This window comes from Flagellimonas sp. CMM7 (genome assembly GCF_021390195.1).
Taxonomy (GTDB): Bacteria; Bacteroidota; Bacteroidia; order Flavobacteriales; family Flavobacteriaceae; genus Flagellimonas.
Window position 1 is genome coordinate 3,926,892 of sequence record NZ_CP090003.1, and the last position, 25,736, is coordinate 3,952,627.

23 protein-coding genes are annotated in these 25,736 nt (G+C 36.0%); 11 read left to right on the plus strand and 12 right to left on the minus strand.

Translation table 11 applies throughout. The features are described from left to right. Nucleotides 1-32: 32 nt before the first annotated feature. Together LV704_RS17730 and LV704_RS17735 are read left to right on the plus strand one after the other, a co-directional pair. Entirely contained in the window at nucleotides 33-1,229 is a 1,197-nt protein-coding gene (locus LV704_RS17730; RefSeq protein WP_233782078.1) for an MFS transporter, read from the plus strand. 87 nt (nucleotides 1,230-1,316) lie between these two features. Further along, nucleotides 1,317-1,775: a cold-shock protein gene (locus tag LV704_RS17735; RefSeq protein WP_163422373.1), complete on the plus strand. Its 459-nt coding sequence runs from the start codon at nucleotides 1,317-1,319 to the stop codon at nucleotides 1,773-1,775. A 58-nt stretch (nucleotides 1,776-1,833) separates the two neighbouring features. Here LV704_RS17735 and LV704_RS17740 read toward each other — a convergent pair whose 3' ends face one another. Then, the gene (locus LV704_RS17740; RefSeq protein ID WP_163422372.1) at nucleotides 1,834-3,111 is read right to left on the minus strand and encodes a hypothetical protein; all 1,278 of its coding nucleotides are present in this window, start codon (nucleotides 3,109-3,111) and stop codon (nucleotides 1,834-1,836) included. Between the two features lie 119 nt (nucleotides 3,112-3,230). Between LV704_RS17740 and LV704_RS17745 the strand changes: the two genes are divergently transcribed. Continuing rightward, nucleotides 3,231-4,349, plus strand: a complete 1,119-nt coding sequence (locus tag LV704_RS17745) for a hypothetical protein (RefSeq protein WP_163422370.1) — start codon at nucleotides 3,231-3,233, stop codon at nucleotides 4,347-4,349. A 12-nt stretch (nucleotides 4,350-4,361) separates the two neighbouring features. On the opposite strand, the gene LV704_RS17750 is transcribed toward LV704_RS17745, so the two are convergent. Further along, on the minus strand, nucleotides 4,362-6,587 hold the full coding sequence (locus LV704_RS17750) for a carbohydrate binding family 9 domain-containing protein (protein WP_163422369.1): 2,226 nt from the start codon (nucleotides 6,585-6,587) through the stop codon (nucleotides 4,362-4,364). 94 nt (nucleotides 6,588-6,681) lie between these two features. On the opposite strand from LV704_RS17750, the gene LV704_RS17755 reads away from it, so the two are divergent. After that, on the plus strand, nucleotides 6,682-7,239 hold the full coding sequence (locus tag LV704_RS17755) for a DUF4251 domain-containing protein (RefSeq protein WP_163422367.1): 558 nt from the start codon (nucleotides 6,682-6,684) through the stop codon (nucleotides 7,237-7,239). Between the two features lie 5 nt (nucleotides 7,240-7,244). On the opposite strand, the gene LV704_RS17760 is transcribed toward LV704_RS17755, so the two are convergent. Together LV704_RS17760 and LV704_RS17765 are read right to left on the minus strand one after the other, a co-directional pair. After that, nucleotides 7,245-7,979, minus strand: a complete 735-nt coding sequence (locus LV704_RS17760) for a LytTR family DNA-binding domain-containing protein (RefSeq protein ID WP_163422365.1) — start codon at nucleotides 7,977-7,979, stop codon at nucleotides 7,245-7,247. Between the two features lie 81 nt (nucleotides 7,980-8,060). After that, nucleotides 8,061-8,570, minus strand: a complete 510-nt coding sequence (locus LV704_RS17765) for a hypothetical protein (protein WP_163422364.1) — start codon at nucleotides 8,568-8,570, stop codon at nucleotides 8,061-8,063. Nucleotides 8,571-9,053: 483 nt separating this feature from the next. On the opposite strand from LV704_RS17765, the gene LV704_RS17770 reads away from it, so the two are divergent. Next, nucleotides 9,054-10,244: a sorbosone dehydrogenase family protein gene (locus LV704_RS17770; RefSeq protein WP_163422362.1), complete on the plus strand. Its 1,191-nt coding sequence runs from the start codon at nucleotides 9,054-9,056 to the stop codon at nucleotides 10,242-10,244. Between the two features lie 29 nt (nucleotides 10,245-10,273). Here the strand turns inward: LV704_RS17770 and LV704_RS17775 are convergent, their stop codons facing one another. After that, entirely contained in the window at nucleotides 10,274-12,517 is a 2,244-nt protein-coding gene (locus LV704_RS17775) for a DUF5916 domain-containing protein (protein ID WP_163422360.1), read from the minus strand. Between the two features lie 129 nt (nucleotides 12,518-12,646). On the opposite strand from LV704_RS17775, the gene LV704_RS17780 reads away from it, so the two are divergent. Next, a complete protein-coding gene (locus LV704_RS17780; RefSeq protein ID WP_163422359.1) occupies nucleotides 12,647-13,537 on the plus strand; it encodes an AraC family transcriptional regulator in 891 nt (296 codons plus the stop codon). Nucleotides 13,538-13,615: 78 nt separating this feature from the next. Here LV704_RS17780 and LV704_RS17785 read toward each other — a convergent pair whose 3' ends face one another. The 6 genes from LV704_RS17785 to LV704_RS17810 form a co-directional block, all read right to left on the minus strand. Further along, nucleotides 13,616-14,254, minus strand: a complete 639-nt coding sequence (locus tag LV704_RS17785; RefSeq protein ID WP_163422357.1) for a class I SAM-dependent methyltransferase — start codon at nucleotides 14,252-14,254, stop codon at nucleotides 13,616-13,618. 201 nt (nucleotides 14,255-14,455) lie between these two features. Beyond that, nucleotides 14,456-15,013 (minus strand): hypothetical protein, encoded by a 558-nt coding sequence (locus LV704_RS17790; RefSeq protein WP_163422355.1) that lies wholly within the window; start codon nucleotides 15,011-15,013, stop codon nucleotides 14,456-14,458. A gap of 50 nt (nucleotides 15,014-15,063) precedes the next feature. Further along, nucleotides 15,064-16,044, minus strand: coding sequence for a PHB depolymerase family esterase (locus LV704_RS17795; RefSeq protein WP_163422354.1), 981 nt, complete (start codon nucleotides 16,042-16,044; stop codon nucleotides 15,064-15,066). Nucleotides 16,045-16,180: 136 nt separating this feature from the next. Beyond that, nucleotides 16,181-16,825, minus strand: a complete 645-nt coding sequence (locus tag LV704_RS17800) for an SCO family protein (protein WP_233782079.1) — start codon at nucleotides 16,823-16,825, stop codon at nucleotides 16,181-16,183. A gap of 23 nt (nucleotides 16,826-16,848) precedes the next feature. Continuing rightward, nucleotides 16,849-18,576 carry a tetratricopeptide repeat protein gene (locus tag LV704_RS17805; protein ID WP_163422351.1) on the minus strand — a complete coding sequence of 576 codons (1,728 nt, stop codon included), beginning with the start codon at nucleotides 18,574-18,576 and terminating at the stop codon, nucleotides 16,849-16,851. Nucleotides 18,577-18,893: 317 nt separating this feature from the next. Further along, nucleotides 18,894-19,682 carry a sterol desaturase family protein gene (locus tag LV704_RS17810; RefSeq protein ID WP_163422346.1) on the minus strand — a complete coding sequence of 263 codons (789 nt, stop codon included), beginning with the start codon at nucleotides 19,680-19,682 and terminating at the stop codon, nucleotides 18,894-18,896. Between the two features lie 102 nt (nucleotides 19,683-19,784). On the opposite strand from LV704_RS17810, the gene LV704_RS17815 reads away from it, so the two are divergent. Then, a complete protein-coding gene (locus tag LV704_RS17815) occupies nucleotides 19,785-20,408 on the plus strand; it encodes a TetR/AcrR family transcriptional regulator (RefSeq protein WP_163422344.1) in 624 nt (207 codons plus the stop codon). Nucleotides 20,409-20,417: 9 nt separating this feature from the next. Here the strand turns inward: LV704_RS17815 and LV704_RS17820 are convergent, their stop codons facing one another. Next, nucleotides 20,418-20,903 (minus strand): Crp/Fnr family transcriptional regulator, encoded by a 486-nt coding sequence (locus tag LV704_RS17820; protein WP_163422342.1) that lies wholly within the window; start codon nucleotides 20,901-20,903, stop codon nucleotides 20,418-20,420. A 255-nt stretch (nucleotides 20,904-21,158) separates the two neighbouring features. Here LV704_RS17820 and LV704_RS17825 point away from each other — a divergent pair, with 255 nt between their 5' ends. The 4 genes from LV704_RS17825 to LV704_RS17840 all read left to right on the plus strand — a co-directional run bounded on the left by LV704_RS17825 (nucleotide 21,159) and on the right by LV704_RS17840 (nucleotide 25,344). Continuing rightward, nucleotides 21,159-22,673: a M20/M25/M40 family metallo-hydrolase gene (locus tag LV704_RS17825; protein WP_163422340.1), complete on the plus strand. Its 1,515-nt coding sequence runs from the start codon at nucleotides 21,159-21,161 to the stop codon at nucleotides 22,671-22,673. 52 nt (nucleotides 22,674-22,725) lie between these two features. Continuing rightward, on the plus strand, nucleotides 22,726-23,565 hold the full coding sequence (locus LV704_RS17830; RefSeq protein ID WP_163422338.1) for a LytTR family DNA-binding domain-containing protein: 840 nt from the start codon (nucleotides 22,726-22,728) through the stop codon (nucleotides 23,563-23,565). Nucleotides 23,566-23,654: 89 nt separating this feature from the next. Further along, nucleotides 23,655-24,797: a serine hydrolase gene (locus LV704_RS17835; protein ID WP_163422336.1), complete on the plus strand. Its 1,143-nt coding sequence runs from the start codon at nucleotides 23,655-23,657 to the stop codon at nucleotides 24,795-24,797. A gap of 169 nt (nucleotides 24,798-24,966) precedes the next feature. Beyond that, nucleotides 24,967-25,344 (plus strand): hypothetical protein, encoded by a 378-nt coding sequence (locus tag LV704_RS17840; protein ID WP_163422335.1) that lies wholly within the window; start codon nucleotides 24,967-24,969, stop codon nucleotides 25,342-25,344. Nucleotides 25,345-25,736 lie beyond the last annotated feature (392 nt).

The window sequence follows — 25,736 nt, forward strand, 5'->3', positions numbered from 1 at the left end:
TTTGCCCTTAAAGTTACGGAATACGATTTGCGATGGCAACCAGAAGAAACAAAATTACACTTTCAAAACAGGGAATGTATACCCCAAAATTTATTCTTATTTGTTTGAGTTCACTTTTCTTTTCAGCAAGTTATAACATGTTGATTCCCGAACTTCCTTCTTATTTAAGCAGTTTGGGAGGGGCTAAGTATATTGGTCTTATTATAGCCCTCTTTACACTTACTGCGGGAATATCAAGACCTTTTAGTGGAAAGCTTACGGATACCATAGGCCGAAAGCCCGTCATGGTTTTTGGGGCTATGGTATGTTTGGTTTGTGGGTGTTTTTATCCCATTCTAACTACGGTGTATGGGTTTTTGCTGTTACGTTTGTTTCATGGTTTTTCCACAGGATTTACACCAACCGCAGCGTCAACTTTTGTTTCAGATGTTGTTCCAAGAGAAAGACTGGGAGAGGCCATGGGTATTCAAGGAATAGCCTTTAGTACCGGTCTGGCGTTGGGTCCTGCCTTGGGAAGTTATATTAAACTGTATTTTTCCTATTCGGTATTATTTTATAGTTCTTCTGCAATGGCTTTTTTAGCATTGTTACTGATAATCAATTTAAAAGAAACATTATCCCAGAAACAACGTTTTCGATTAGGGTTGTTAAAGATATCCAAGAACGATATTATAGCACTGGAGGCATTGCCACCGGCCATAATCACCTTTTTATCGTATGTAGGTTTTGGAGTGATTCTTACCCTTATACCCGATTGGACCGAAGCAGTTGGTTTTGTGAACAAAGGAGTGTTTTTTATTGTGTTCACGATATCATCACTTTTAGCACGATTTATTGCTGGAAGGCTCTCCGATAGTTATGGAAGGATAAAAGTAATTGTTGTTGGTCTTGTATTGCTTTTGATTGCTTTGGTCCTTATAGGTTATTTAAACACGCAATCTGGATTATTGATTGGTGCTTCAATATATGGTCTTGCCATGGGCATAATTTCACCTGCAATAAATGCATGGACAATAGATTTGAGTTTGCCAGAACAAAAAGGCAAGGCCATGGCCACTATGTATATTGCCCTAGAAGCAGGAATAGGCCTAGGGGCCTTATGTTCGGGATGGTATTATCAAGAGATGATTTCACGAATTCCTTTCATAATGTATTGCTGTGCGAGCTTAGCATTTATAGGAATTGGCTATATTATTGTGATAAAAAGAAATATTATCACGAATTATTAAAAAATCAGGGTTTTCAACGCTGTCATTTATTATCTTTAACCGATTTTATATTAATCATTTTAAAATTCAATTCCAGGAGTATTATTTATGGCTAAATCGCAACAGACGTATAACAAATCAGAAAGAGAGAAAAAACGCTTAAAGAAAAAAGAAGAGAAGCAAAAAAAGAAAGAAGCTAGAAAAGCCGAAGCTAAAGAAAGCGGCAAGACTGGTATTCAGTTTGCGTATGTAGATCATAACGGTAACCTTACCGACACTCCACCAGATCCTTCACAAAAAATGGCTGTTGAAGCCGAAAGTATTACACTTGGTATTCCTAAAAAAGAAGAGGGTGATGAAGAAGAATTTGATCCTGTAAGAAATGGAAAAGTTTCATTTTTTGATACTTCAAAAGGATTCGGGTTTATTATTGATACAGAGAACCAAGAAAAATATTTCTGTCATGTTAGTGGTTTAATTGATGAAATCGCTGAGAATGATAAAGTGTCTTTTGAACTTGAAAGAGGTATGAAGGGTATGAATGCCGTTCGTGTGAAGAAAATATAATACCCATTTACATTGCCTAAATTCAAGACTTTTTAGCAATTGTAAAAAGTTTGTAGATTCACTTTGTATTATTCTGTGGAATAAAGTCATCATCTATTAGAATTGTTTTTTCCGATGTATCTGTGAGTTTAATGTCTTTCACTTCTCCGGCACCCAAAAAACGATAGCGAATACCAGCTATGTCTCCAATAGACTCATTATAGGTTTTTGAAAACACCTTTTTGTTTTCCGCAAAAACAGTAAGATGTTTTTCCCTCACCTGAATTTTAATATTTCTGAATGTAGCCAATGCTATGCCAAGGTCAGAGAGGTCATGCTCTTTACCGTTTAGGTAGGTTTCGCTCAACATTACTCCCATTTCTGAAGCGCAACCTGGTATGGAGAAAGGGATGATCAATGAACTTTTTGTACCCATAATTACAATAGATGCATGCTGACAAACAGCCCATTTATCTTTATATACATTTTTTATAGTGGTGCTGAGTATAAAATTGTCACCAGAGACTTTTTCAAAATTTTTGACATAATGGAATGATGAAACAAGAGGCTTCTCACTTTTCACTATTTCATCAATAACGTTAGGGGGGAGCGATAGTTTGTTTGAAATTTGGCGAACTTCCTTTATGTATTTTGGAATAGGTTCATAATTAACTGTGCCTAACCAACCATTGCTTTTTATGAATAAGTCATGCTGCTTTATTTTTTTTCCATCAATAAGCAGTTTTGCTCTAAAATATCCTGGATAATAATAAATGCCTGTTGCCTGTTTTTGTTCTGGTTTTATCTTAATCGTTTTTGTCCGGTCCCAAAACTGTTGAATGTAGATACTGTCTGATTTTATATCATATAAATCAAAATCAAAAACAACAGAATTTGGAATACCTTGGACAATGGGATGACTCGAAAACTTTATTAGAGAAGAATCAATTGTAGCATTGTTATTTCCAATTCCAATCATTGAGAACAATGAAATAAACACAAGGGTCAGTGCGGATGCCGATACTACAATGATTCTAGCATTAGGCGTAATTTTACGTTCTATCCATGACGGGTTTTTGCTATTTGCCTTATTTTTAAAGTCACGCCAGTTAAGGTACCCTGCAAATTGTGATAGTGTATTTAATGTACTTATGCTTGGTGCATTTTTATAATTGACTCTTCCCCAAACCCGTTTTAGCGTAGTTGGACTTAAAAGTACATGGGTCTCTTTCTCAATAGTTTCACTTAATTCTATAAACACTTGGTTATGCCATTGAGCAGCATTTCCCCAGCCTAGCTTTTCCTCGATTTGGCGTAAGCATGTCTTAACAAGTTTATGTTCTGGATATAGTTTCATTTGTTGGTGCAAACATCTTTAAAATAAACGTAATTGTCCAATAATGCCCCATATTGAACGAACTTGTTTCACATTTTTCATGTTAATATTCGAGCTTCGTCCTATCAAACAAGAATGCAATGAAAACAAAAGCCACAATATTTTTCAATCTATTGCTAACAGTTTTTTGTGTACAAACAATTTTTTCCCAGAATACTATTCCATTGGACACTTTACATTGGAAAATTGAAGCAAAAGCCTATGTACTGGAAACTTATGAAGGGCAACCTTCAGTTTATCTTCAAGCTGGGTCGCTGATTCTAAAAGATGAAAGTTTTTTAAATGGTACCATAGAGTATGATATTTATCTAAAAGAAGCGCAAGCGTTTCCTGGTGTATATTTTAGGATAAATGATGCTGATGCAGAACATTTCTATATCAGGCCCCATCAATCCGGTAATCCAGATGCAAATCAAGCTGCACCTTTAATCAAAGGAATATCACCTTGGCAGCTTTATTTTGGACCAAAATATTCTTTTCCTTATCACTATAAATATGATGATTGGACCCATGTGAAACTGGTTGTTAACGATGATAGGGCACAGGTATATTTAGATTGTTCAGAAAAACCCCATCTTTCTTGGAACCTTTTTCATGAAGCCAAAGAAGGGGGGATATCATTTAGTGGCGGTAATGCTAAAGGAATGTATATTGCCAATATTGTTGTAGATAAAGAAAAAGATGTTATTGAGAACTTTGAACCTATTGAAAGAAGGCCTATAACCGGGTTGGTTCAGAGTTGGGAGATATCAGACAAGTTTGAAGAAAAATTATTGGCTGACCACACAAAACTAAGACCAATCATAGAATCAAGAACATGGGGCAAAAAGGTGACCATAGAGGAAGGAACAGCTGCAAACATATCAAGACAAGTTAAATTGCGTGATGGAAAGCCGGGAAATACGGTTTTTGCAAAAATCATAATTAACTCCGATACACCTCAAATAAAACTGTTTGAATTTGGCTATAGTGATAGGGTCGTAGCTATTTTAAATGGCCAGCCTATTTATAAAGGCACCAACAGATGGCGCTCCAGGGATTATCGTTATTTGGGAACCATAGGCCTTTTTGATGCTATATATCTCAATCTTAAAAAAGGTAAAAACACACTTCTAATGGCTGTTTCTGAAGATTTTGGTGGTTGGTTGGTGACAGGTAGGTTTGGGGATTATTCTGGGATTAAAATCAAAACGAATTAATGCCCTTGTACGTCAATTCAAAATATCAAAGCGATGGGTATATTTTACTGTGAATATCTGATTGTTCAAAGCGTCTAAATCATCATCATCTTTTACAATATTAAATACTACAAATAAACCTGTATTGGCGTTTTGCAGCCACCCAAAACGAGCATTTACAGCAGTGATACTTGAAACATTGTTTCGCTGTATCAAGCTTTGTACAAACATTCTTGGCGTAAAGGAGTAAGAGAGTCGCAGACCACCCACCAATGCAGTCAAATTTCCAGTTTCTAGTTGAATATCGCTATGGCTAAAAGTGAGTGATGAGTTAAAACGATCACCAATCCTATAATTGGCAGTACCACTATTGGTAATACGGTCACCATTAAAATAACCACCAATAATAGTTCTTAAGTTCATAGAGAATGCATTGTTGGCATTAGTGATTAAAACAAATTGCAATTCTTCATTCTTATATTCTCCTATTGGGACAGTGACATCTGAGATGTTAAAAGATTCTAAGACCCTTTCGGTCGTAAAGTTGATGCCTGTATGGATTTCAAAACCACTTTTAAATTCCCAATGGTTGTCCACATGAAGGAAACCAGTTATTAATTCATCATCAAAATTCCAATATCCACGGTATGAAACATGCGGGCGTATCTCAAGAAGATTCCCCATGTTTTTCACCCTATGCGCTTTTAAAATGAGAAATTCAGGTTTTTTAAAGGCAGTGCGCTGTAAAAACCCCACTTCTGGGTTAAAACCAGCACCAACTTCCGTATAGCCAGCTCGTAAATCCCATCCATTCCAATTGTAGTTTCCCAAAAATTTAAATGCATGATCTTTATCTTCAATACCCGGAGTTGTACTTTTGGCAACGAAGCCAGTGACCTCTGCTTTGTTTCCTATTCCCCAGGTGCCATCCATTGCGTATACACGATTGTAATCATCTTCCATACTCCCTAAACCAGCTCTATTGATAAATATACCACCTAAGGAAGATCGAGTTCCTTGAAAATCATGATTTACCCGAGCTACGGAAAAATTGTTTTGATCAATACCAGCCTCATCAACATCATCAGTAAACATACTAAGGAAACCCACATTGGTTTGTCCAACTTTACCTGAAAGTCTGGCTCCGCCTATGATGGGGACTAAATCCCCATTGTCACCAATACCAATACGACGACTAAAGAACAGATCTACTTCACCCGGACTACCAACACTAAACTGTCCTGCGTTTTCTAAGAAAAAGGCCCTTTTTTCGGGAAAAAAGAGATTGAACCTATCCAAATTCACCTGTTGATCATCTACTTCCACCTGAGCAAAATCGGTATTGTATGTTAGATCTAAAGTAAGACTGGGCGTAACACTGTATTTTATGTCCGCTCCCAATTCAAAATTTGTATCTGTTTCACTCGGAGAGACGGCACTGTTGTTGACTACTTGGGTCAATGCATATGGAATAAGCTTTAAATTACCGGGATTTCTAAGGTTCAGTCCAGTAAGTTTTCCAGCAAGAGATAATCGTTTCATATCAAAACCTAAAGGCAATGAGGTCCAATATGCGGTCTCGGTATTTTTGCTAATGTTTCTTCTAAAATTAAGCCCCCACGTCTTGTCCTTCCCAGCAGCAAATCGTAACGACCTAAATGGAATGGCAAACTCTGCGCTCCATCCATATTCTCCTAATTGAGATCTGACCTTCCACGTGGCATCCCAATTTAAGTTGGTGCCACCAATGACACCTCCCTGTTGTCTGTTGGTATTAAAACTTCCCTTCCCTTCATTATCAATCTGTGCGTCATATTCCATGCCCTGCGCATTGGTGCCAAAAAGAAACCCATTTTGTCTGTCGTTATAGGTGTCAATGATAAATAGGAAACTGTCTTCGTCATTTAAATCTGCATCTCTACGCGAGTCAGAAACGACTATGTTTTTGGCATCCTTATCATAACAAATTACCGAAACGTAAAATGTAGTATTGGTATACGCCATTCTTATTACGGTTTTTTCCGAAACTGCCTGTCCATAGTTGGGACGCAGCTGAATAAGGTTTTCAATGGCTGGGACAGTCTGCCAAATAGGATCGTTTATTACGTTACCATCAATGTCAAAATCTTGTGGTAATTCAGTGGCTCGGTATTCTGGCCTATTTTTAATGGAGTCTTGCAGTTGAACTTGTTGTGAGTGAACGGTGTGTAGGGTGAAAAAAGTGAAAAGCACAAAGGCTTTACAAAACAGTACTTTCATAAAAATTGGTCTGGTTTGAAGGTTAAATATACTGTTTAAATAGGAATTTTTTATAGGATTATGTACTTTGTATTAGGATTATATTTTGCTGATTATGAAGACATTTGGAAAATATATTTGGAGTATGCTCATTATAGTTGTTGCTGGGTGTGCATCCAATCCAAAACCTTCAGCAACAGCTCAAGAAATTGAAGTATTGAACAATCTTGTTTCAGGAAGATCTTTTGAAATTAAAGCTAACTGGGCCAATCCATTGGCAACCGGCAGTATAAACAGTATTGCAAATGCAGGTTTGTTGCCTAACGGAAGTACGGCAAATAGAATTGATTTATCTGGAAGTGCAAGTTATTTAAAAGTTATTGGGGACAAAGTGGAAGCTAACCTTCCTTATTTTGGTGAAAGGCAAATGGGAGGAACATATAACAGTAATAATACCGGGATTCAATTTGAAGGCGTTCCCAAGAGCTTTGAGATTGTACCTAATCAAAAGACTAGAGGATATACCATGCGGTTTACAATAAGTTCAGCTACGGAAACGTACCAGGTGATGGCAGAGTTAACACCTTCGCTATCTAGTAACTTGAATATTAACAGTACCCACAGAACTGCAATTTGGTATACTGGTAGGGTAGAACAGTATGACAAGGAATAAATCTTCTACCAAGAAATTGGTTTAAAGGATTGACCAATTTTCAATTTTTTTCCAGAGGAGAGCACTATATATTCATCACGTTTATCTTTTTCTTTTGCTATGATTTGGCTTTTGTTTACAATATACTTTCTGTGGATCCTCACAAAATCAGGGTGCAGTTGTTCTGCCAATACCCCTATACGGTCTCGCTTAATAAAAGTGCCCGCTTCCGAATAAAAATTCAAATAATGCCCTTCAGCTTCAATCCATTCAATTAATTCAAGACCAATGGTCATTAGCTTTCTTCCTTTGTAAACCTGTATGATTTTTGTCTTGTTTTTAATGTTGTAGACGTAGACTGCGGAAGCTGCAATCAGTAATAAATGATATAGTGCTTCACGGCCAAAATAGTATCGGGCATATTCAGAATCTATAAAAGAATCGAAGTATCCAAACGCATGTAAAATGACATTGGATAAAAGGTAGAAAACAATAAGACTTAAAATGGTTGCAGCGGAAACAAGTAACCAAAACCATTTTGCATATCGTTTTTTAATTTCTTTCTGGAGCCTGAGCGTTAGGATTATAAAGGGGATAAAAAGAAGAACTGAAACACAGAGATACACTATCGACACCCAAACACTATAACTGGAATGATTGCTGTAGCGAATCATATTTTGAATCAGGGTAATGATAAAAATAACAACCAGCAGAATTATAGATAGAAAATAAAAACGCTTTTCACTCTGAATTACCCGCATGTTTAAAAAATTTCGGTGCTAAGAAGATACATAAAATTATAAGACCTTTTCTTGGACTTTACCGTTCTTAACAGTCTTATACTATCCAAAAACTCCTTTGAACATTTTTTCGGTTAAGCCTTTAGATTGGAACCATTCAACAAGTTCGGTTCTTTTTCCAACCTCTGCATGATGCAGTAAAGTAAAACCATGTGGTCCATAGGAATTGAGTAAATATGGATAATCTGTGACTATTTTTTTTATAAAATCATCATACCCCAAAAAAGCATAATTGAAAATATCCAATCTAGCGCCTTTACTTACCAAATAGTCTACAATATCTCTTCTGCCCATATGAGAGGCTCCACCTACTGCCGTTTCAAAGTCCCCTTTTTTAAATTGACTGGTGCAATTGAGCAATAGGGGATATTTCTCAAGGATTTTCTTTGTTTCATCAAAGCTTTTATGTGCAGCCAGTACGAATTCAAGAATTAATTCTCCACTAAAAACAGCTTCTTGACTTGTTGATTCCTTTGCTATAAGTGCGCCCGGTGCTAGTACCATGGTACCTCCAAGGAATAGGTTTTGCTTAAGAAATTTTTTTCTGTCCATTTTCATGATATTTAGATGAACACAAATGACATAGTATTTATAGTGTTCTGCACTGTTGAGAGCTGTTTTGTCCCAAAATTGCGGCCAGCTGTCTTGAAAAAACATTCTTTTGAGAAAATTTTGTTGCGCGAAACAGATTGTACCCATGCTTAAAGAGATGTTTTAATTGGAATATGAGCAGAATTTTTTACTTACTTTCGGGTAAGTAAAAGCGATTAATAAGACTAAATCATTGATGAAAAAAACCTGCAACAATTCATAGAAGAAAATTTATAAAACAACATTTTCTAATATTGACCAAACCGGATTACAGTACTTTTATTTAGAACAGGGAGGGAATTTTGCCCAAAATTCCATTCAGAACACAACAGATAGTGCATCTTGCTGCATTTAAAAGAACATTTCTGAAATTACCCTAACTTTATTGCCGCAAAGTATTATACCTAGACCAGAAAGATTTTGAACCATAATAAAAACACCAACATGCTTAAAAGATTTTCATTTTTGTTAGCACTATCTCTATTTGTTTTCTCTTGTAATGGGAAGAAAGGAGAATCAAAAGAAACCATAGCGGAAGATGCGGAAGAGCTTGAGCAAGCGGAAACTACTTTGCCTTTACAAAGTTTAAACCTTCCCGATGGTTTTAAAATAGAGGTGTTCGCCGAAGGAATTGATGGAGCACGGTCAATGGCTATGGGAGATAATGGAACACTTTTCGTAGGCACACGGAATGAAAAAACCGTCTATGCGCTTCAAGATTTAGATGGAGATTTTAAAGCTGAAAAAATAATGGTTTTGGATTCTACATTAGAAGTTCCAAACGGTCTGGCCTTTAAAGATGGAGCTTTGTATGTTGCTGAAGTAGGCAGACTTTTAAAGTATTCAAATATAGAACAAGAACTTTCCAGTTCACCGCAACCAGAAGTAATTTATGATGACTACCCAACGGAATTTCATCATGGATGGAAATACATTGCCTTTGGCCCAGATGGAAAACTATATGTTCCAGTCGGTGCACCTTGCAATATATGTGAGCGTTCTAGTGAAGATGAACGTTATGCTACCATTACAAGAATGGATCCAGATGGCAGCAATAGAGAGATTTACGCCAAAGGAGTAAGAAATACGGTTGGTTTTACGTGGCATCCAGAAACAGGGGAGTTATGGTTTACGGACAATGGTAGAGATATGTTGGGAGACGATATTCCACCATGCGAATTAAATCGTGTTACTGAAGCTGGTCAGCATTTTGGATATCCTTATTGCCATGGGGGTACTGTAAAAGATCCTGAGTTTGGTGATGAATTCCCTTGCTCTGATTTTGTTTCACCTGTGCAGGCTATGGGAGCTCATGTGGCACCTTTGGGAGTTAAGTTCTATACTGGAAATATGTTCCCAGAAGAATATAAAGGCCATGCCTTTATAGCCGAACACGGATCATGGAACCGTTCTTCTAAAGTGGGATATAAGATTTCATTGGTAAAATTGGAAAACAATGAAGCCGTGAGCTATGAAACGTTTATTGATGGATGGCTTAACGATGAAGAACAAGAAGCATTTGGCAGACCCGTTGATGTTTTGTTCTTAAAAGATGGTTCTATGTTAATTTCTGATGATTTTGGAGATGCCATTTATAGAGTTTCATATAATGACACACAACTTGCCCAGCTTTAAAGGAAGGTGATTTAGATACACACCCATCATCATAAATTAAGCCAGTAATTTAATTTTAAAACTATCGCTCTTTGCCTTGGAAAGCGAATACTAGGTAGAACAAGGCCTCCACTTTCGGTTTGACTTTCCGCAAAAAAGTTATCCGTATAAACAAGGAAAATATCCGATACGGGTTTAAAACGCCACTGTATTCTAGAATTCAGATTCACATTCTGTATCTGACTATTAAACTGCACAAAAGTTGTCCAAAAGATATTTTTTGTAAAAGTAAAATCAAAGCGCGTACCAATTAAAAGTAAGTCCGCATCTTTATATGGATCCGGAAGACGAATATTATTATAGGCAAAATTAAGCGAGGTAAAACCTAAAGGCTGATACCTGTAGGTAAGCGTGCCGGCAAAATTGTATAGAGATCCATTGAAGTATTCTCCCAACTGGGTTGATAAATTATAGGAAAAAACTTTACGGGCATCGGATCTATACGTGGCACTAAAAAAGGAATATTCATAATCTGTTCCTTCTGTGAGTGCCAGACCATTTAGACCACTAGGGTCAAAAGAATTCAATAAGAAAGTATATTGCTTTTCGGCGGATAGCTCCAAATAGGCTGTACTCTTATAATTAAACCTATAATTAAGACCCAAATTCCAATCCAAATCATCTAATGAGATGTTGTTTTTTATAAGGTCACCAGAAATGCCGGGGCCGTGCTTTTGAATGTCACCTTTTTTGGGGTAATAATTATACCAAACCTGTGGAGTTAATTGAAAGATGTTACGTCTTCTTACAAATCCTACTTCGGGATTATAACCAGCACCAATACTTTGACCGGTAAGATTGGATTCCAGTTTATACGTACTGTAGTTTAGAAAACCACCAAATGCATAATTGGAACTTGAATTGGTTTCATCAAAAGATTGATGGTAGAATAGTTTCCCATTCCAGGTATTGTCATTAGAGGCCAAATTTGCATCAACTCCAAGTGTTCTGTTGTAGGTGTTGGGAGAAAAAGTGAAATCCCCTCCAATGGAATCAACAAAAGCCTGTTTGTTTATGAATGTAGCGCTCAGGTAAGACCTACTAAGTATACGCTGTTGCAATGCGGCAACCAGATAATTGGTAGACGCCAAATCAATATTCTCATTTTCTTTTAGCTGTGCATTAAGCACCCCCAACCTCAAGTTCTTGTTGAGTTTTCCATTTAATCGTATTCCGCCATAAATTTCATTTTGTAGGTTCTGTCCGGTAGATTCATCTCTGGTCACCCCAATTCTTCGGGAAAAGAATGGTCGTGTACCATCAATACCAAAACTGGCAAACAGATCAGCATTTTCTAGAAAGAACTGCCGCCGTTCTGGAAAAAAGATTTCAAATCTATCTAAATTGGTTACTTGTTGATCTACTTCCACCTGGGAGAAATCTGGATTGGCAGTAACATCTAGCGTCATAGCAGGACCCAAGCCAAATTTGGCGTCAAAACCGAAATCAAAATCATTTATAGTGGGTGTATCGGTCTCAAAGTTTTTGGAGTTTCTAAAAATACTATACGGAATTAGTGAGATGTTTGTTTTGGTCTTTTGCAAAGGTTCATCCCAAATTAATTGCTGGGTAAACGCAAGGTTGATGATAAACTGATTTCTTGGAATAGGAGTCCAGGTGGATTGCTCACTGTATTCGCTATCAAACCTGTAAAAATTTATGTACCAATTATTCAAATCCTTTTTATAGCGAAGTGTTTTAAACGGAATGGCTATTTCAACCGCCCAATGATCATCATATATTTGGGCTTTGGAATACCAAACATTGTCCCAACTAGTTGAAAAAGTGTCTGAACTTGCCACACTTCCTCCATTGGCTATAAGTCCTTCTCTTTGTACCCCAAAAGGATTTACCCCAAATAGGAAGGCATTGTTCCTGTCAGCATAGGTATCAAGCACAATACTGATAACATCATTGGCTTCACCTCTAAAATCCCTACGTAATGATGGGGTTACATATTTCCTTGGTCCTAAGTTCAACATTTTAGCAAAAATGTAAAGGTTATCCTCATCATAGGTCATTCGTATCTCGGTCTGCGCTTTCGCTGGAACGGAATCGCTAGGGAAGAATTGGGCAAAACTGTCTGCTATTGCCGCTTCCTGCCAATCCATCTCGTTCATTTGGACATCCAGTTCAATTTTTCCTTTGGCTTTTTTTATAACCAATCCGTTTTGTGCTAATGCAAATTGAAATGAAACAAAGACCAAAACTATAATGATGAAAATAGTGCGCATAAGATATTGTTAAGAGGTAAAACTAATTTTGCAATCGCTTTTTTTGTTATTGAATCGGAAATAATGGTTATGGAATTTGAAAATTGGCAATAGGATAAGTCAGTTTTTTTTAGCTTAGTAAAAAAAGTTTTGGAGTTAATAGGGGATGGCTATACAGGACACAAGGAGGAATTGACCATCAATGGCTTTTTAGTCTACTTTACAAAAATGCAGACCTTTGAAAAGGTTGTTATTTACAAGGAGGTTGAGGAGGAATGGTTGCAATTTCATTTTCAGTTAGCCGGTAGAACCAAAACTATTGTTGCAGATGATGTAAAGGAGATTATAATTAAGCCAAATACCTTTACCATCATTTATGAGAAGTTAGGGGATTGCGCTATTCACTTTCCTAAGAACTGCAATTACGAAAGTTTTGGTTTTGTGATACAACCTGAGTATTTTTTAAACTCTTTTTTAAAAGATTTTGAGGAACTGCAATCGCTTAAAGCGGTTATTGAAACCAATGACGAGTATTTCCTGGATCAGGAATATGCGTTATTAGATTCTAAGACCAGAAAAATAATCAATGCTATAAAGCACAATCCTTTTACAGGGAATTTAAAAGAGGTGTTTATAGAAGCGAAGCTCATTGATTTGATATTTCACTCTATTCCTTTATTGCAAGAGAAAACAAAAAAAGCAATTCAGTTTACTGATGCTTCAAAACAAAAAATCATTGAGGCGAAGGAGTACATTCTTAAAAATCAGCACAAAAGGTTATCCATCAAAGAAATTGCGAATGCTGTTGGGTTGAATCAGTACTTTCTTAAAACTAAATTTAAGGATGCTTTTGGAAAAAGCGTAGTGGATTTTTGCATCGAATTAAAACTGGAAAGGGCATACAATGAAATTCAAAATACTGATAATAAAATCACCTTTATTGCATATGAAGTAGGCTATTCCAGTCTTGGTAATTTTTCAAACGCATTTTATAAAAAATATAAAATAAGACCAAGTACGTTGAGAAAAAGAAAACTGTGACTTATACTATGGAGTTTTGAGATGAATTCTGGTCAAAAAGTGACTTCCAGAATCATCTATACTTTCATATAGAAACCATTATTTTATTGCTCTTCCCCTAATTTGTGGTGTTATAGGAATAAAAGGGGAGTAGGAGTTGTACTCTTCCAAAACCAAAGAGCTAAACCCTGCGGATTCTAATAAAGATTTGGTATCTCTTTTAGTATTACAACCTTCAAAAAACCAAAACCAAGGTTTAAATGTCAGATTCTGAATAAACGATACAAATGTATTTTCTTTTGCTTTTACATGTTCGATAAATATAAAAACACCAGATGGTTTAAGAATGCGTTTTATCTGCTCAACACATTGGGAAGGATTTTTTACAGTGCACATGACCAAAGTGCAAACCACAAAATCAATCGAATTATCAGGTAAATCCACAGCTTCTCCAACAATTGCCTTTATCTCAAGGTTTATTCCATATTTTTTTGCACTTTTTTTCAGATTGGTGTGCATATGAATATTGGGCTCTATTGCGATTAATTTGGTTCCTTTTTTTAGGTATCGCATGTTTGCTCCAGCTCCTGGTCCAATTTCAACAACAGTTTTAGGGTGGCTTTTAAAAAGTTTTCTTTTAGATTTTCCAAAAAGGTAGTTCATGTACCCGGAGAGCACTTTAAACATCCAGGAATTAATGGGACCTAGAACTGTATTGTTTTCGTATGTAGTACACATGCTATGTTTTTTTTAATGTGAATATCCATGCAAATTGGGCATGATGATGTTTAATGCTTTTATTTCTAAGATTATTGGGTAGTTACTTTTTCTTTAGTTAGTTCAATGTTTTAAAAGAAAAAGTGCCCATATACTTTTAAGGGCAATGGGCACTTAACCAACACTATTTAGTAATCACATTATGATTACGGCACTAAAGATTTAATATGATTCCAAATTGATGGTGAAATCACAATTGAAGGTTACAATGCCTTGCTCCAAGTTTTTAAGGCTTACTTCACCAACTAAAGAGACAGTGCCTTCCATTCCTTCAAATTCAAAAGTTGTATTTATGACGTTGTCTTCGGTCGGCGTAAATGAAGTTTTAAAATTTAGGTCTTGTAGTGGAGGTAATAATTCTTGGAACACTATATTTTCTGCTTGAATAGTACCACGCCCATCAATATTTATGGATGTTATAACCCTAGAAGTTATTGTTCCGTCACTAGGAGTTTCATTGTTTACGACGCAATCTTCAAGTGTTCCGATTACATTTCCTGTATCTGTATCTATAAGTTCCATTAAAAAACAGTTGGGTTCTAAGGTTTCTCCTGTTTTGGGATGCACTATAGTTTTAGGTTGCCCCAATACAGTTCCACGTGCTGTTACTTTTAGTTGAATCTGCGTGGGCTCTGGAGAACCTGCAGTGTTATCATCACTGTTACAGCTTGCAATAAACAATGCGATTGATGCTAAAAAAATATGTTTAATAATCTTCATGATGTTAAAAATTGAATGTTAATGAATTGATATTCTTTTGATTGTGATGACTACTTAGTAGAATAACCCGTATTGGAATATTGTACTTGATAGAAAAAGCGAATCACTGTTTCTGGTATGTTAATGTGCTTATTCATATTGGCTACTATTTGTGACCATTGGTCAACATGAGGATTGGGAAAAGGGTACCCGCCTTTTACTATTTTTAAGAGTGAAACCCTTTTATTCTTTTCTTCTGAATAATAATCATCTCTGAAAAATGTTGATTTAGCCTTTACAATGGTGGATGAAAGAGAAGACAACGGTTTTTTATCATTCTTTTCCAGAAGATTCAGCCAATAGTTCAATGTTTCATTGGTTGGCAGCACTTTTCCTCTCGTAAATCCGTCTAATGAAGTAACTTCCCAGCTCATGTAGGGGCTAGTTCTGTCTGATAAATAATTAATAATCATTATAGAAGCAGACTGGTCCAATGAGACACAATCATCATTTGTTTTTGTTGATAAGTTTGCACCTATTACGGCGAATCCTTTAAAAGAATCAGGGATAGATTTGGCCAGTTTGTAACACATGTTCCCTCCATTGAAATAACCAGTGGCAAAGACGTTTTTACGATCAATGTGGTATCTTCTTTCCATTCTCTGAATAATAGCTTTGATAAAAGCTACGTCATTGATGCCTTTATTTTTCGTTTCGAAAGAAGCTTCTTTTCTACAATCATTCCAATAATCTTTATATCCCTGGGGATAGACAACTATTGTAGCACCTGTCCGGTCTGCTAATTTGTTGAACTCAAAGCCAGTAGCGTTTTGGATGGATTTGGAGGTCATTGCATCTCCGTGTAAAACAAACAGAAGTCGAGAGTTGTTAATGGGATATTGAGGAAGGTGATATTCAAAAGTTCTCCAGTGCCCATCAATTATAATAGAATCTTGAACTGTGTTTGTTTCATGACCTTCTTGGGCGGTTAAACTTTCTTTGCAAAGTGCCAAAAAGGCGGTTAAGCAAATGATGCTCTTAATAATTTTCATGCGTTATTGTTTGTAAATGAATTTGTTGTGGCTAATTAGTACACGTTTTGCGTACTTTTTAGGCAATAGGAGCTAAGCCCATACATTTGTAAAGGATTTTAGTAATGTGTTTAACTAATTAGAAGCTGTTTTTAAATCAGTTGGTCAAAATCTTGATATCATTGATTAAACGAAGTATTTCATTATCATCGATACCATTGTAAATACCTCTGATTTGTTTTTGTTTATCTACCAGTATGAAATTGGGTGTATGAATAAAATCTTGTAGTCCTCCATCACCTTCATCAGTAACTGCAAAATAACTTTTGCGCGCTAGTTGGTATATGTGCTGTTTATTCCCAGTGGTAACATTCCATTTAGAATCTATCACACCCTTGTTGTCTGCATAATCACGTAGTTTAAGAATGTCATCGACATTAGGTGTTACCGATATGGAGAGAAGCATAATGTTGTCATCACTTAAAAATTCATTTTGAATTTTAGCCATATTATTGGTCATGACGGGGCAGATGCTTGGGCAGCTAGTAAAAAAGAAATCCGTGACATAAACCTTGTTTTTATATGCATCCTGAGTAATTGTTTCTCCGTTTTGATTTATTAACTCAAAATCCGCTACAGTATGATTTTTGTCGATACCCTGCAGACTTTTGTCAACCAATTCTGGATGCACATCGACAGGGTTATATACTGTTAGCTTTTCCTCAACTGGTTCAAGTACTGTAAATAGCACCGTTAAGACTATGACTAAAGAAAGTAGAAGCAACATAAATGGTTTGGGCATCTTAAATCTTATTTTGGCCATGACTATAAAACTGAAGTTGTTATTTTAATATCGGCATGCTCCCAGGCGCTATCAAACTCCTTTTTTATTTTCTTGGCCTCAACAAACTTTCCTTGAGCCATATAGGCATTATATAGTCCTATTAGTGACCATCCGTTTTGTCTTAATACTGCTAGATCTTCTTTGTATATTTTTTCAGCTTCATCATATCTTTTGGCTTGCATTAAAACAGCACCTAAATTTTGACGAGTTGGAATATGCCATGCTGCAGGTTCGGTATAGGTCAAACCATCTTCAAAGACCACAGCATTACTAAGATGTTCAATGGCTTTTGTTAGATCGCCCTCCATTGCGGCTAATTCACCGGCTACCACTTCATATGCAATGTTGGCCGAATGGATGGAAGCGTTGTTAGCAGTTGCCACTAAAGTTTCCAGTTCTGGATCTTTTTTGAGTGTGGCAATGGCCTCTAATTCTTCTTGGGCTTCTTTTGAATTCCCTTTCCTTATAAAAGCTAAACCTCGTGCATAATGTCTAATAAGGTTAAGGTGTTTTATATTGGGACTAGGTGCCGGAATAGACAAAATTTCGTTCCATTTTCCAAACCTTGCATAAGCTAATAGTGGTGTTGAAGCAAAATCTTGTAGAAAAGGCATTTCAACAAATTCTCCAACGGGCACCTTTTCTGCTGTTTTCTTAGCTGCATCTATGGCAATTTCACTAGCACCCAATAAACTTGCCGAAGACCATAAAAAATGAATGTTATGAGGATAATAAGCTAATGGGTACAATCCCTGTGAAAAACATTGGGCAATATAATCTTCGTCTGCCAATATAGCGGCCTGATTTACCTTAACGGCATCTAGATAACGACCAACACGAATATAAATATGTGATGGCATATGGACAATATGGCCAGCTCCAGGCATTAAAGAGGCCAGTTTATCAGCACTGGGAACCCCTAAATCTGGATAAGGTAGTTCTACCATATGAATGTAGTAGTGGTGCCCTCCAGGGTTTTCTGGTTTAAGTTTCATTGCCTTTTCGAGAGCAGCTTTGGCTTCTGCAATATTTGGGGATGGATTCCCATCCTTGTCCCAGTAATTCCACGGTACCGTATTCATTACAGATGCCGCATATAAAATTTGAATGTTGGCATCTTCAGGGAATTTTTTAACCACCTTGGCCATTTCCTCCATATAGGCCATATTCAGTTCGGCTACATCTTTGGTCAAATCTTCACTATATCTAGCAGATAAGGCCTTTATTAAGGCCTTTTCCCGAGGAGTTGCACTTGGTGCCAAACGTTTGGCTTTGGTCATTGCCTCATTTATCTTGTTTTTACGTTCATCATCGGGTAGGGGGTCATTGATATTTGGCCCCAACGCAAAGGCTTGCCCCCAATAAGCCATTGCCGCATTGGGGTCTAAACGTGCTGCTTCCATAAATGAACGGTGTCCTTCTGCATGGTTAAAGGCATAGGATAGCTTCACACCTTGCTCAAAAAATGCTTGCGCCCTTTCCTTTTCTGTGGTTATTGAAAAATGAAGGTTCCCTAAATTTTTGAAAAGCGGGGAAATTTGGTTTGTGGTATCCACATCTTCCAATAAAAATTTAGCAGGAGTACATTTAATAAAACTATACGCCAATTTAGGTGAAGTATCAGACTTGCCTTTGATCATTTTTTTTGCCGAAAAATACACTATTGGGGCAAGTAGCATGGTTATTACAATAAGGCTTATTTTTCTCATTTTTTTTTGTTTTTTGATTTGACAATATGAATTCCCGAAGGAAGAATTATTTTAAAACGTTATTAATGATTCATAGAACCTCTATGAGTGTATGTAATTGTGAAATGAAGCTTTCCATAATCTTTCATTTAAACCTTTAGACCGCAAAATTATATTGGGCGAAAACCTTAAACAAACATTTGGACTTGACCTATGTTAGGAATTCATTTTCTTTCCTTGAAACATTCTTGACGAATAATAGATTTCTCACTTTGCCAGAAACGTCCCTATAAAAATTAGCTTCATTTGTACGCCTACTCCAACCACTCCAGGGCGCGCTATTTTTTTTCATTGTTTTTCTTTGTAGTTACATCCTTAAAGCGGAGCATTTCTAATATTCGATTTGAAGCACCTAAATAATACCCTGTTTCATGTTCATAGTTTTTTGGATTTTTAAAAGTCCCGAACAGCATATCTATTATGGGTAAATCTGTATAGTTGTATTTGTGAATTCCTCTGGCATGATGAATGGTATGACTTTCTGGTCGTTGAATGATATAACCAATCCATCTTGGAGTATTTATATTGGCATGTTGAAAAATCCCCATAAAAGTGAGAGCCAAAATAATTATGGTAATGGCTTGGGGTGCTAACCCCATAATCAATGCAAAGCTTATTGATCCTACCAGCGATAATCCGATCATATCGTTCAAGCTAAACATGAAAGCGCTTGGAACGTCCAATCGTTCTGCACTGTGGTGTATCTGATGAGATACCCTGAACAGAAAGTCAGATTTATGCATGCTTATATGCCAGCCATATTGAACCAATTCAAATAGGAAAACGCCAATGATTACTTGGAAGGCAAGGGGCATAGTGCTTAAATCCATTAATTGGTAAGAGGCAAAGAAACCATCCCATACCAATGGTATATAGGTAGTGAATAGCATGTATGCTAGAAAAAAAAGTAATCCTCTTAGTTTCCAATATTTTATCTTGGGAAGTTTCCGCGCAGGAAAGATGGACTCCCACATAAATAAACCTCCAAATAAGGCATAAACAATTAATGAAATTGGATCCAATAGGATCTCCAAAGGAGTTGGTAATTGAGAAATAAAATTTTGCATAATTGATAATTCTTGATAATATTATAACAGACTAGTTGGTACAAATATAAAATTATTCTTTAACATACCAACTAGTCTGTTTAAATTTTCTACCTTTAACAAATGGGAAGAGATGGAAAACCTACATATGATAAAATATTGGCCGAATCCAAAGCCTTGCTATTCGAAAATGGATTTTCGGGGACCAGTATAGATCAAATATTACAGAGAACAGGAATTACCAAAGGGGCATTCTTTTATCACTTTAAAACAAAGAGTGCATTGGCAAAGGCTTTGATAGAAGAGTATGCAAAGGAGGATATCTTGCATATGAACGAGGCTTTAAAAAAGACAAAATACTTAGAGGGTGATGCTTTGGAACGCCTTTTACAGTTCATCCAGGAGTTTGTCGATATGATGTCCGATTTATCGGAGCCTTATAGCTGTTTGTATGCTACTTATACCTATGAACCCAGTCAGTTCGATGAGGAAACTTTACGACACATATCGGAAACTATATTAACATGGAGAAATACCATGGAACAGTTAATTAGAGATGTTCTGCAAGACTATGATCCCAAAATTGAAATTGACATCCAATCGCTGGCCGATCATACTGTTGTTATCTTTGAAGGTGCTTTTGTAGTATCGAAGGCCTTGAAGGGCAGAGACCTTACTGCGGACCACTTAAAACACTTGAAAAATTATTTTCAGCTACTTTTTAAAAGAAAAACCACGAAAGATTAAAGGTGGGTGTTAAGAATTAATTTTATTCCTAATTCTACTAAGACTTTCGGGGTGTATCCCGAGATATTTTGCAATTTTATTTACTGGAATATTGGAAATATATCTAGAACGTGTCCTAAACATTTCTGCATATCTTTCTTCTGCGGTTTTGGTTAAAAGGTCTTTTTCTCTGTCGGATTTTCTAATATAGCCCTGTTCAGTAATTGTTCTTCCAAACTTGTTTGCATCTAAAGAAACAGCATAGGCTTTCATCAAATCCTCATATTTAATCATTTCCATTTCACAATCCATGAGTGCTACTATTTGCACGTCAGTTGGAAGCTGTGTAAGGAAAGAAGTAAGACCACAAAACATCTCTGTTTCAAAAAAGAAATCAATGATTTTTTCAGACATATAACTTTTGATGGTCATTTCTACAATACCATGATTCATGAAATATACATTGCGTTCTATTTGACCATAGGTTGTAATGATGTCCCCCTTTTTAAATTTCATCTTTTTTACCGGGTAGGGCAAGTCGTCATATGAAGCAACGGAAGTATTTAAAACTGCGTTATATAGGTCGATAAACAACATTTTGCGAGCTAATTAAAAGAAACTATTAAATTACTGATTTTTATTTGTTTTGCATCTGACCTACTAGCACAAGAATTCAAACGTTCTCCAATTTTTGTTTGAACTTTCCTAGGTAATTGAACCAACCAAATATTCCCTATTTAGATTTATCTTTAACCAATACAAACAACCATCATGAAATCATTTTTACTACATTTTTTAATGCTGCTGGTACCAATAACAATTTTTGCACAGCGTTATGATCAAGAAAAACTTGAAGAATTAGCAGAAAAATACACCAAACAATCATTTACAGAACTTATAGATATTTTGAGTATCCCAAATGATGCTATTTTCCCGGAGAGTCTTGAAGCAAATATACAATGGTGTGAAAAAGCTTTTGGAAATAGAAATTTTAAGACCACACGAATACCTACTGCTGTTGCTCCCTTGTTGCTGGCCGAAAGAAAAGGAAAGAAAGCCAAGAAAACGGTGTTGGTTTATCTTCAGATAGATGGACAACCGGTGGATACCACAAGATGGTTTCAGAAAAGCCCCTATATTCCTGTTTTTAAGGAAAAGGAAGCCTCGGGCAACTGGAAGACTTTAGAGAATTATGACCTTAATAATTACCATGATGATTGGAGGATTTTTGCGAGATCTGCCTCTGATGCAAAGGGCCCTGCCGCCATGTTCTTGGCAGCTTTAGATGCTATTTCAGAAAAGAACTTTCAACCTAATTACAATATAAAGGTTATTATGGATTTTGAGGAAGAATTAGGCTCACCTCGTCTGCCGCAGGCCGTTTTGGATAATAGGGAGCTTTTAAAAGCTGACATGATGATGATTTTTGATGGACCATTGCATATAACCAATAAGCCTACCTTGGTTTTTGGTGCACGTGGTATAGCAACGCTTACATTAACAACTTATGGACCAATTGTGCCACAACATAGCGGCCACTATGGTAATTATGCACCAAATCCAGCATTTGGGTTGTCCAAGTTATTGGCTTCAATGAAGGATGATGAGGGGAGGGTGACCATACCTGGATACTATGATGGTATAACGATAGATGAAGCCACTAAAAAAATATTGGAAGGCGTACCTGACGATGAGGATTTTATTCGAGACAAACTTCAAATAGCCGATATAGATAAAGTAGGGAGCAATTACCAAGAAGCCATTCAATACCCTTCTTTAAATATTAGGGGTATGCAATCTGGTTGGATCAATGAAAAGGCAAGAACCATTGTGCCAAGCTGGGCTAGGGCAGAGATAGATGTTAGATTGGTTTTGGAATCTGACCCACTGCGATTGCTGGATTTGATTAAAACACATGTGAAAGATCAAGGATATTATATTTTGGATAGGGAGCCTACCAAAGAAGAAAGACTAACGCATAAAAGAATTGCTACTTTAACACACGAGCTATCTTATCAATCTTTTCGTACAGAAATGAATTCAGAAGTTGGTGTTTGGCTAGAAAAAGCTTTGGATAAGGCTTTTGATGATGATATTATTAAAATCCGTATGGGTGGCGGGTCTATACCCATTTCACCATTTGTAAACACTTTGGGTGTTCCGGCAGTAATAGTTCCAACAGTTAATATGGATAACAACCAACACAGTCCAAATGAAAATCTTAGACTGGGAAATTATAGGGAAGGTATAAAAACCATGATCGCCATATTGACAGAAAAACTATGACCCCTAAATAATTTGGTGCTATTAATAGAGATTAATCGAATTGCTATTAAACATGGCTTCTTCTAAAAGCAGAATCTATTGGAGAATACTAGAACCAATTTTATTAGGTTCTATAGCCAATATTGCAATCAATTTCATCTTCAATCCATCCCGTCCAGATTTTATTTTAAAAGAGTTTTTGATTGCTATTGTTTTTTCGGGAATGTTAACAGAAATTAATCGGTTTATTGATTTTAGATTAGAAAGAAAACTTAGTTGGACAAATAATTTAGGTAAACGTTTTATATATCATTTGGCCTTTTTGACTTTGTCATTGATAGTGGTAATTAATGTTATTGGCAATGTTTATACCTGGTTGATAGGGGATGGGTTTTACTCGTTCAAAGAATTATTCATAATTAATGTATGTGTTTTTGTAGTAGCTTTACTGCTTACTTTTTTTAAATGGTCTGCGTATTTTTATAAAAACTGGATCAATGCGGAACATAGTTTGACAGATTCCACTAAAGAGCTGAATAAATTAAAATCCGAGTTTGAAAAAAGCTCAAATCAAATAGAACTACAAAAAGGGAATGGTCTTTTGCAATTAAATGTGGAGGATATAAACTTTGTAAAAAGTGATTTGGGTATTGTCTGGGTATACTATGAAGGCAGTAAAGCAGTATTTAATGGGTCACTTCTTACTTTAATGGAATTGCTTCCAAAACATTTGTTTTTTCATGCCAATAGAAATATGATTATCCGGCAAGAAATGATTCTGTCGATTTCATCATCTACCTACGGAAAAATCGACTTAAAATTAAAGGATATAGTTGATGATAATTCTTTAATAACCATTAGCAGGCTTAAGGCAGCCTCTTTTCGCAAGTGGCGTAATAGCAGTTTAAATTAATTTCAATAGCACTTCAAGTATTTAGGATTCACTTTTCTTTTTGATGAAACGATAGGATAATTCCTTTGTGTTATCAAAAACGAAAAACAATGAAACAATTGAAGTTAAATTTAAAAGCCTTTGTATTGCTAACGAGCATGGCCATTTCATCTACCTTGGCACAAACCCAGAATGGAAAACTTGGAAAAATTCAAAAAATCATGGATGCTGCCACCAGCAACAATCTTGTTGGAGTTTCCGTATACATAAAAAGTCCAAAATTTGGAAAATGGATAGGTACTTCTGGTTACTCCAATTTAGAAGAGAAAATACCTTTACAGGAAAATGACATATTTGGATTGGCGAGTATTGGTAAAACCTATACGGCCGTATCCGTTTTAAAACTCGTGGAAGAAGGAAAAATCGGTTTGGACGATAAAATTCAAAACTACTTGCCCAAAGAGATAATAGATGGATTTGCCACTGCTAAAGATGTCACTATTAGAAACCTATTGGGACACACATCTGGATTATACAATTACAATAGAAATCCAGAACTAAACGAACTATACCTTAAAGGAAATTTAAAATTAGACACATTATCCCATATTGATGCATTAAGGAAATACGCCTATGGCATAACGGAACATACAAAACCGCTAGGGGAATACAAATACAGTAGTACAAACTACTTGCTACTGACCATGATTATGGATACGATTGTTCAAAACGGGCATGAAAATTTTATGAGAGAACATATCATAAAAAAATACAATTTAAAGGATACGTATTATAAACAAACACCTCCAGAGAGATTAGTTGGGCATTATGGTGATATTGATTTAAATAGTAGTACTGAAAATCTATCAAAGCAAACCATAGAAACCACAAATTGGTATAGTGGGGATGATGGTGTTTATGCTCCTATTGAGGAGGCGGGTCTTTTTCTTGAAAAATTAGTGAAAGGAGAAATTCTTAGTGAGGAAATTTTAAAGGAAATGATGACATGGAATGATGAAAAAAAACCTGACTATGGATTAGGGTTAATGGCGGACAAAAGTTTTCCGTATAAATTTCTGATGGGGCATTCCGGCAGAGGTATAGGCATGACAACGGACCTATATTATTTTCCCCATAAGGATATGACCATTGCTATATTTTGTAATTCGGGATTGCGTTCGGCTTCTAAGGATTACGCGAAAACTTATTATCAAATGCGTAACAAAATAATAAAAAAGCTATTCCTCTTTTAAATTGACACTTTATTATTCAATAACGTAAATCTCTTCCAATCCACCTGTCAATCAATGATTTTTTACCCTTTAAGGTAATTTATACATGTCATCGGGAAAAAATGGTATTCCATTTCCATGGGTTTAACCCCACTTTTGTATCAGTAATTAAAATCTAAAAAACATCATTATGGAAACAGCAACAACAGTACTGGAACAAGAATTATTAACAAAGGCTAATGAAGTTATCGCACTTTTGGCTGAAGGTAAATTTATAGAGGCAATGGAAGAGTATTTAGATGATAATGTGCAGTTATTTGAAGGAAACAATCCAGCCAAAATAGGAAAGGATTTTTCCTTAGCAGAGGAAAGGAAATTATTGAATACCGTGGTAGCCTTTCATGGTTATAATGTTATAAGTGGACCTGCGGTAAAAAATGACGTAACTTTTTATGAGGCGGTTATGGAGTTTAGAACTAACGACGGAACGGAGCATAAATTTGAACAAGTAGTTCGCACCAAATGGAAGAATGGAAAAATAATCAATGAGCGTTATTATCATGCCTAAAAAGCTATAGGCAATCATTGTTTAGAAAACAAAAAAGGGAAGCTTTTGCTTCCCTTTTTACATTATAATTATTTGTTTTTCAATTTATCGTGTTAAAAGAAGTTTCCTTGAACGCTTCAAATGTAAGCCGGGATGAATATCTTTTTATGGAACTAAAAATAGCTCATTAGGTATTGAAGGTTTTCTCCCAGTACCCTATAGGTTTTTATTTCTTTTTTTCCAGATCAAACCATGTGCAAATCCTGCCAAATAAATAATTATTGCGCATAACGTGAATGATAAATATTGTAGTTGTAATACGGTAATTAATGTAATCATTTTCTTAATTTTTCATTAAACATATATTCAATTCTTTACGTACAATTATTTTAATTGATGTATGTATGTTTTCA

Coding starts and splice junctions, on each gene's coding strand:
- LV704_RS17730 (WP_233782078.1), top strand. CDS start 33: ATGGCAACCAGAAGAAACAAAATTACACTTTCAAAACAGGGAATGTAT.
- LV704_RS17735 (WP_163422373.1), top strand. CDS start 1,317: ATGGCTAAATCGCAACAGACGTATAACAAATCAGAAAGAGAGAAAAAA.
- LV704_RS17740 (WP_163422372.1), bottom strand. CDS start 3,111: ATGAAACTATATCCAGAACATAAACTTGTTAAGACATGCTTACGCCAA.
- LV704_RS17745 (WP_163422370.1), top strand. CDS start 3,231: ATGAAAACAAAAGCCACAATATTTTTCAATCTATTGCTAACAGTTTTT.
- LV704_RS17750 (WP_163422369.1), bottom strand. CDS start 6,587: ATGAAAGTACTGTTTTGTAAAGCCTTTGTGCTTTTCACTTTTTTCACC.
- LV704_RS17755 (WP_163422367.1), top strand. CDS start 6,682: ATGAAGACATTTGGAAAATATATTTGGAGTATGCTCATTATAGTTGTT.
- LV704_RS17760 (WP_163422365.1), bottom strand. CDS start 7,979: ATGCGGGTAATTCAGAGTGAAAAGCGTTTTTATTTTCTATCTATAATT.
- LV704_RS17765 (WP_163422364.1), bottom strand. CDS start 8,570: ATGGACAGAAAAAAATTTCTTAAGCAAAACCTATTCCTTGGAGGTACC.
- LV704_RS17770 (WP_163422362.1), top strand. CDS start 9,054: ATGCTTAAAAGATTTTCATTTTTGTTAGCACTATCTCTATTTGTTTTC.
- LV704_RS17775 (WP_163422360.1), bottom strand. CDS start 12,517: ATGCGCACTATTTTCATCATTATAGTTTTGGTCTTTGTTTCATTTCAA.
- LV704_RS17785 (WP_163422357.1), bottom strand. CDS start 14,254: ATGTGTACTACATACGAAAACAATACAGTTCTAGGTCCCATTAATTCC.
- LV704_RS17790 (WP_163422355.1), bottom strand. CDS start 15,013: ATGAAGATTATTAAACATATTTTTTTAGCATCAATCGCATTGTTTATT.
- LV704_RS17795 (WP_163422354.1), bottom strand. CDS start 16,044: ATGAAAATTATTAAGAGCATCATTTGCTTAACCGCCTTTTTGGCACTT.
- LV704_RS17800 (WP_233782079.1), bottom strand. CDS start 16,825: ATGCCCAAACCATTTATGTTGCTTCTACTTTCTTTAGTCATAGTCTTA.
- LV704_RS17805 (WP_163422351.1), bottom strand. CDS start 18,576: ATGAGAAAAATAAGCCTTATTGTAATAACCATGCTACTTGCCCCAATA.
- LV704_RS17810 (WP_163422346.1), bottom strand. CDS start 19,682: ATGCAAAATTTTATTTCTCAATTACCAACTCCTTTGGAGATCCTATTG.
- LV704_RS17815 (WP_163422344.1), top strand. CDS start 19,785: ATGGGAAGAGATGGAAAACCTACATATGATAAAATATTGGCCGAATCC.
- LV704_RS17820 (WP_163422342.1), bottom strand. CDS start 20,903: ATGAAATTTAAAAAGGGGGACATCATTACAACCTATGGTCAAATAGAA.
- LV704_RS17825 (WP_163422340.1), top strand. CDS start 21,159: ATGAAATCATTTTTACTACATTTTTTAATGCTGCTGGTACCAATAACA.
- LV704_RS17830 (WP_163422338.1), top strand. CDS start 22,726: ATGGCTTCTTCTAAAAGCAGAATCTATTGGAGAATACTAGAACCAATT.
- LV704_RS17835 (WP_163422336.1), top strand. CDS start 23,655: ATGAAACAATTGAAGTTAAATTTAAAAGCCTTTGTATTGCTAACGAGC.
- LV704_RS17840 (WP_163422335.1), top strand. CDS start 24,967: ATGGAAACAGCAACAACAGTACTGGAACAAGAATTATTAACAAAGGCT.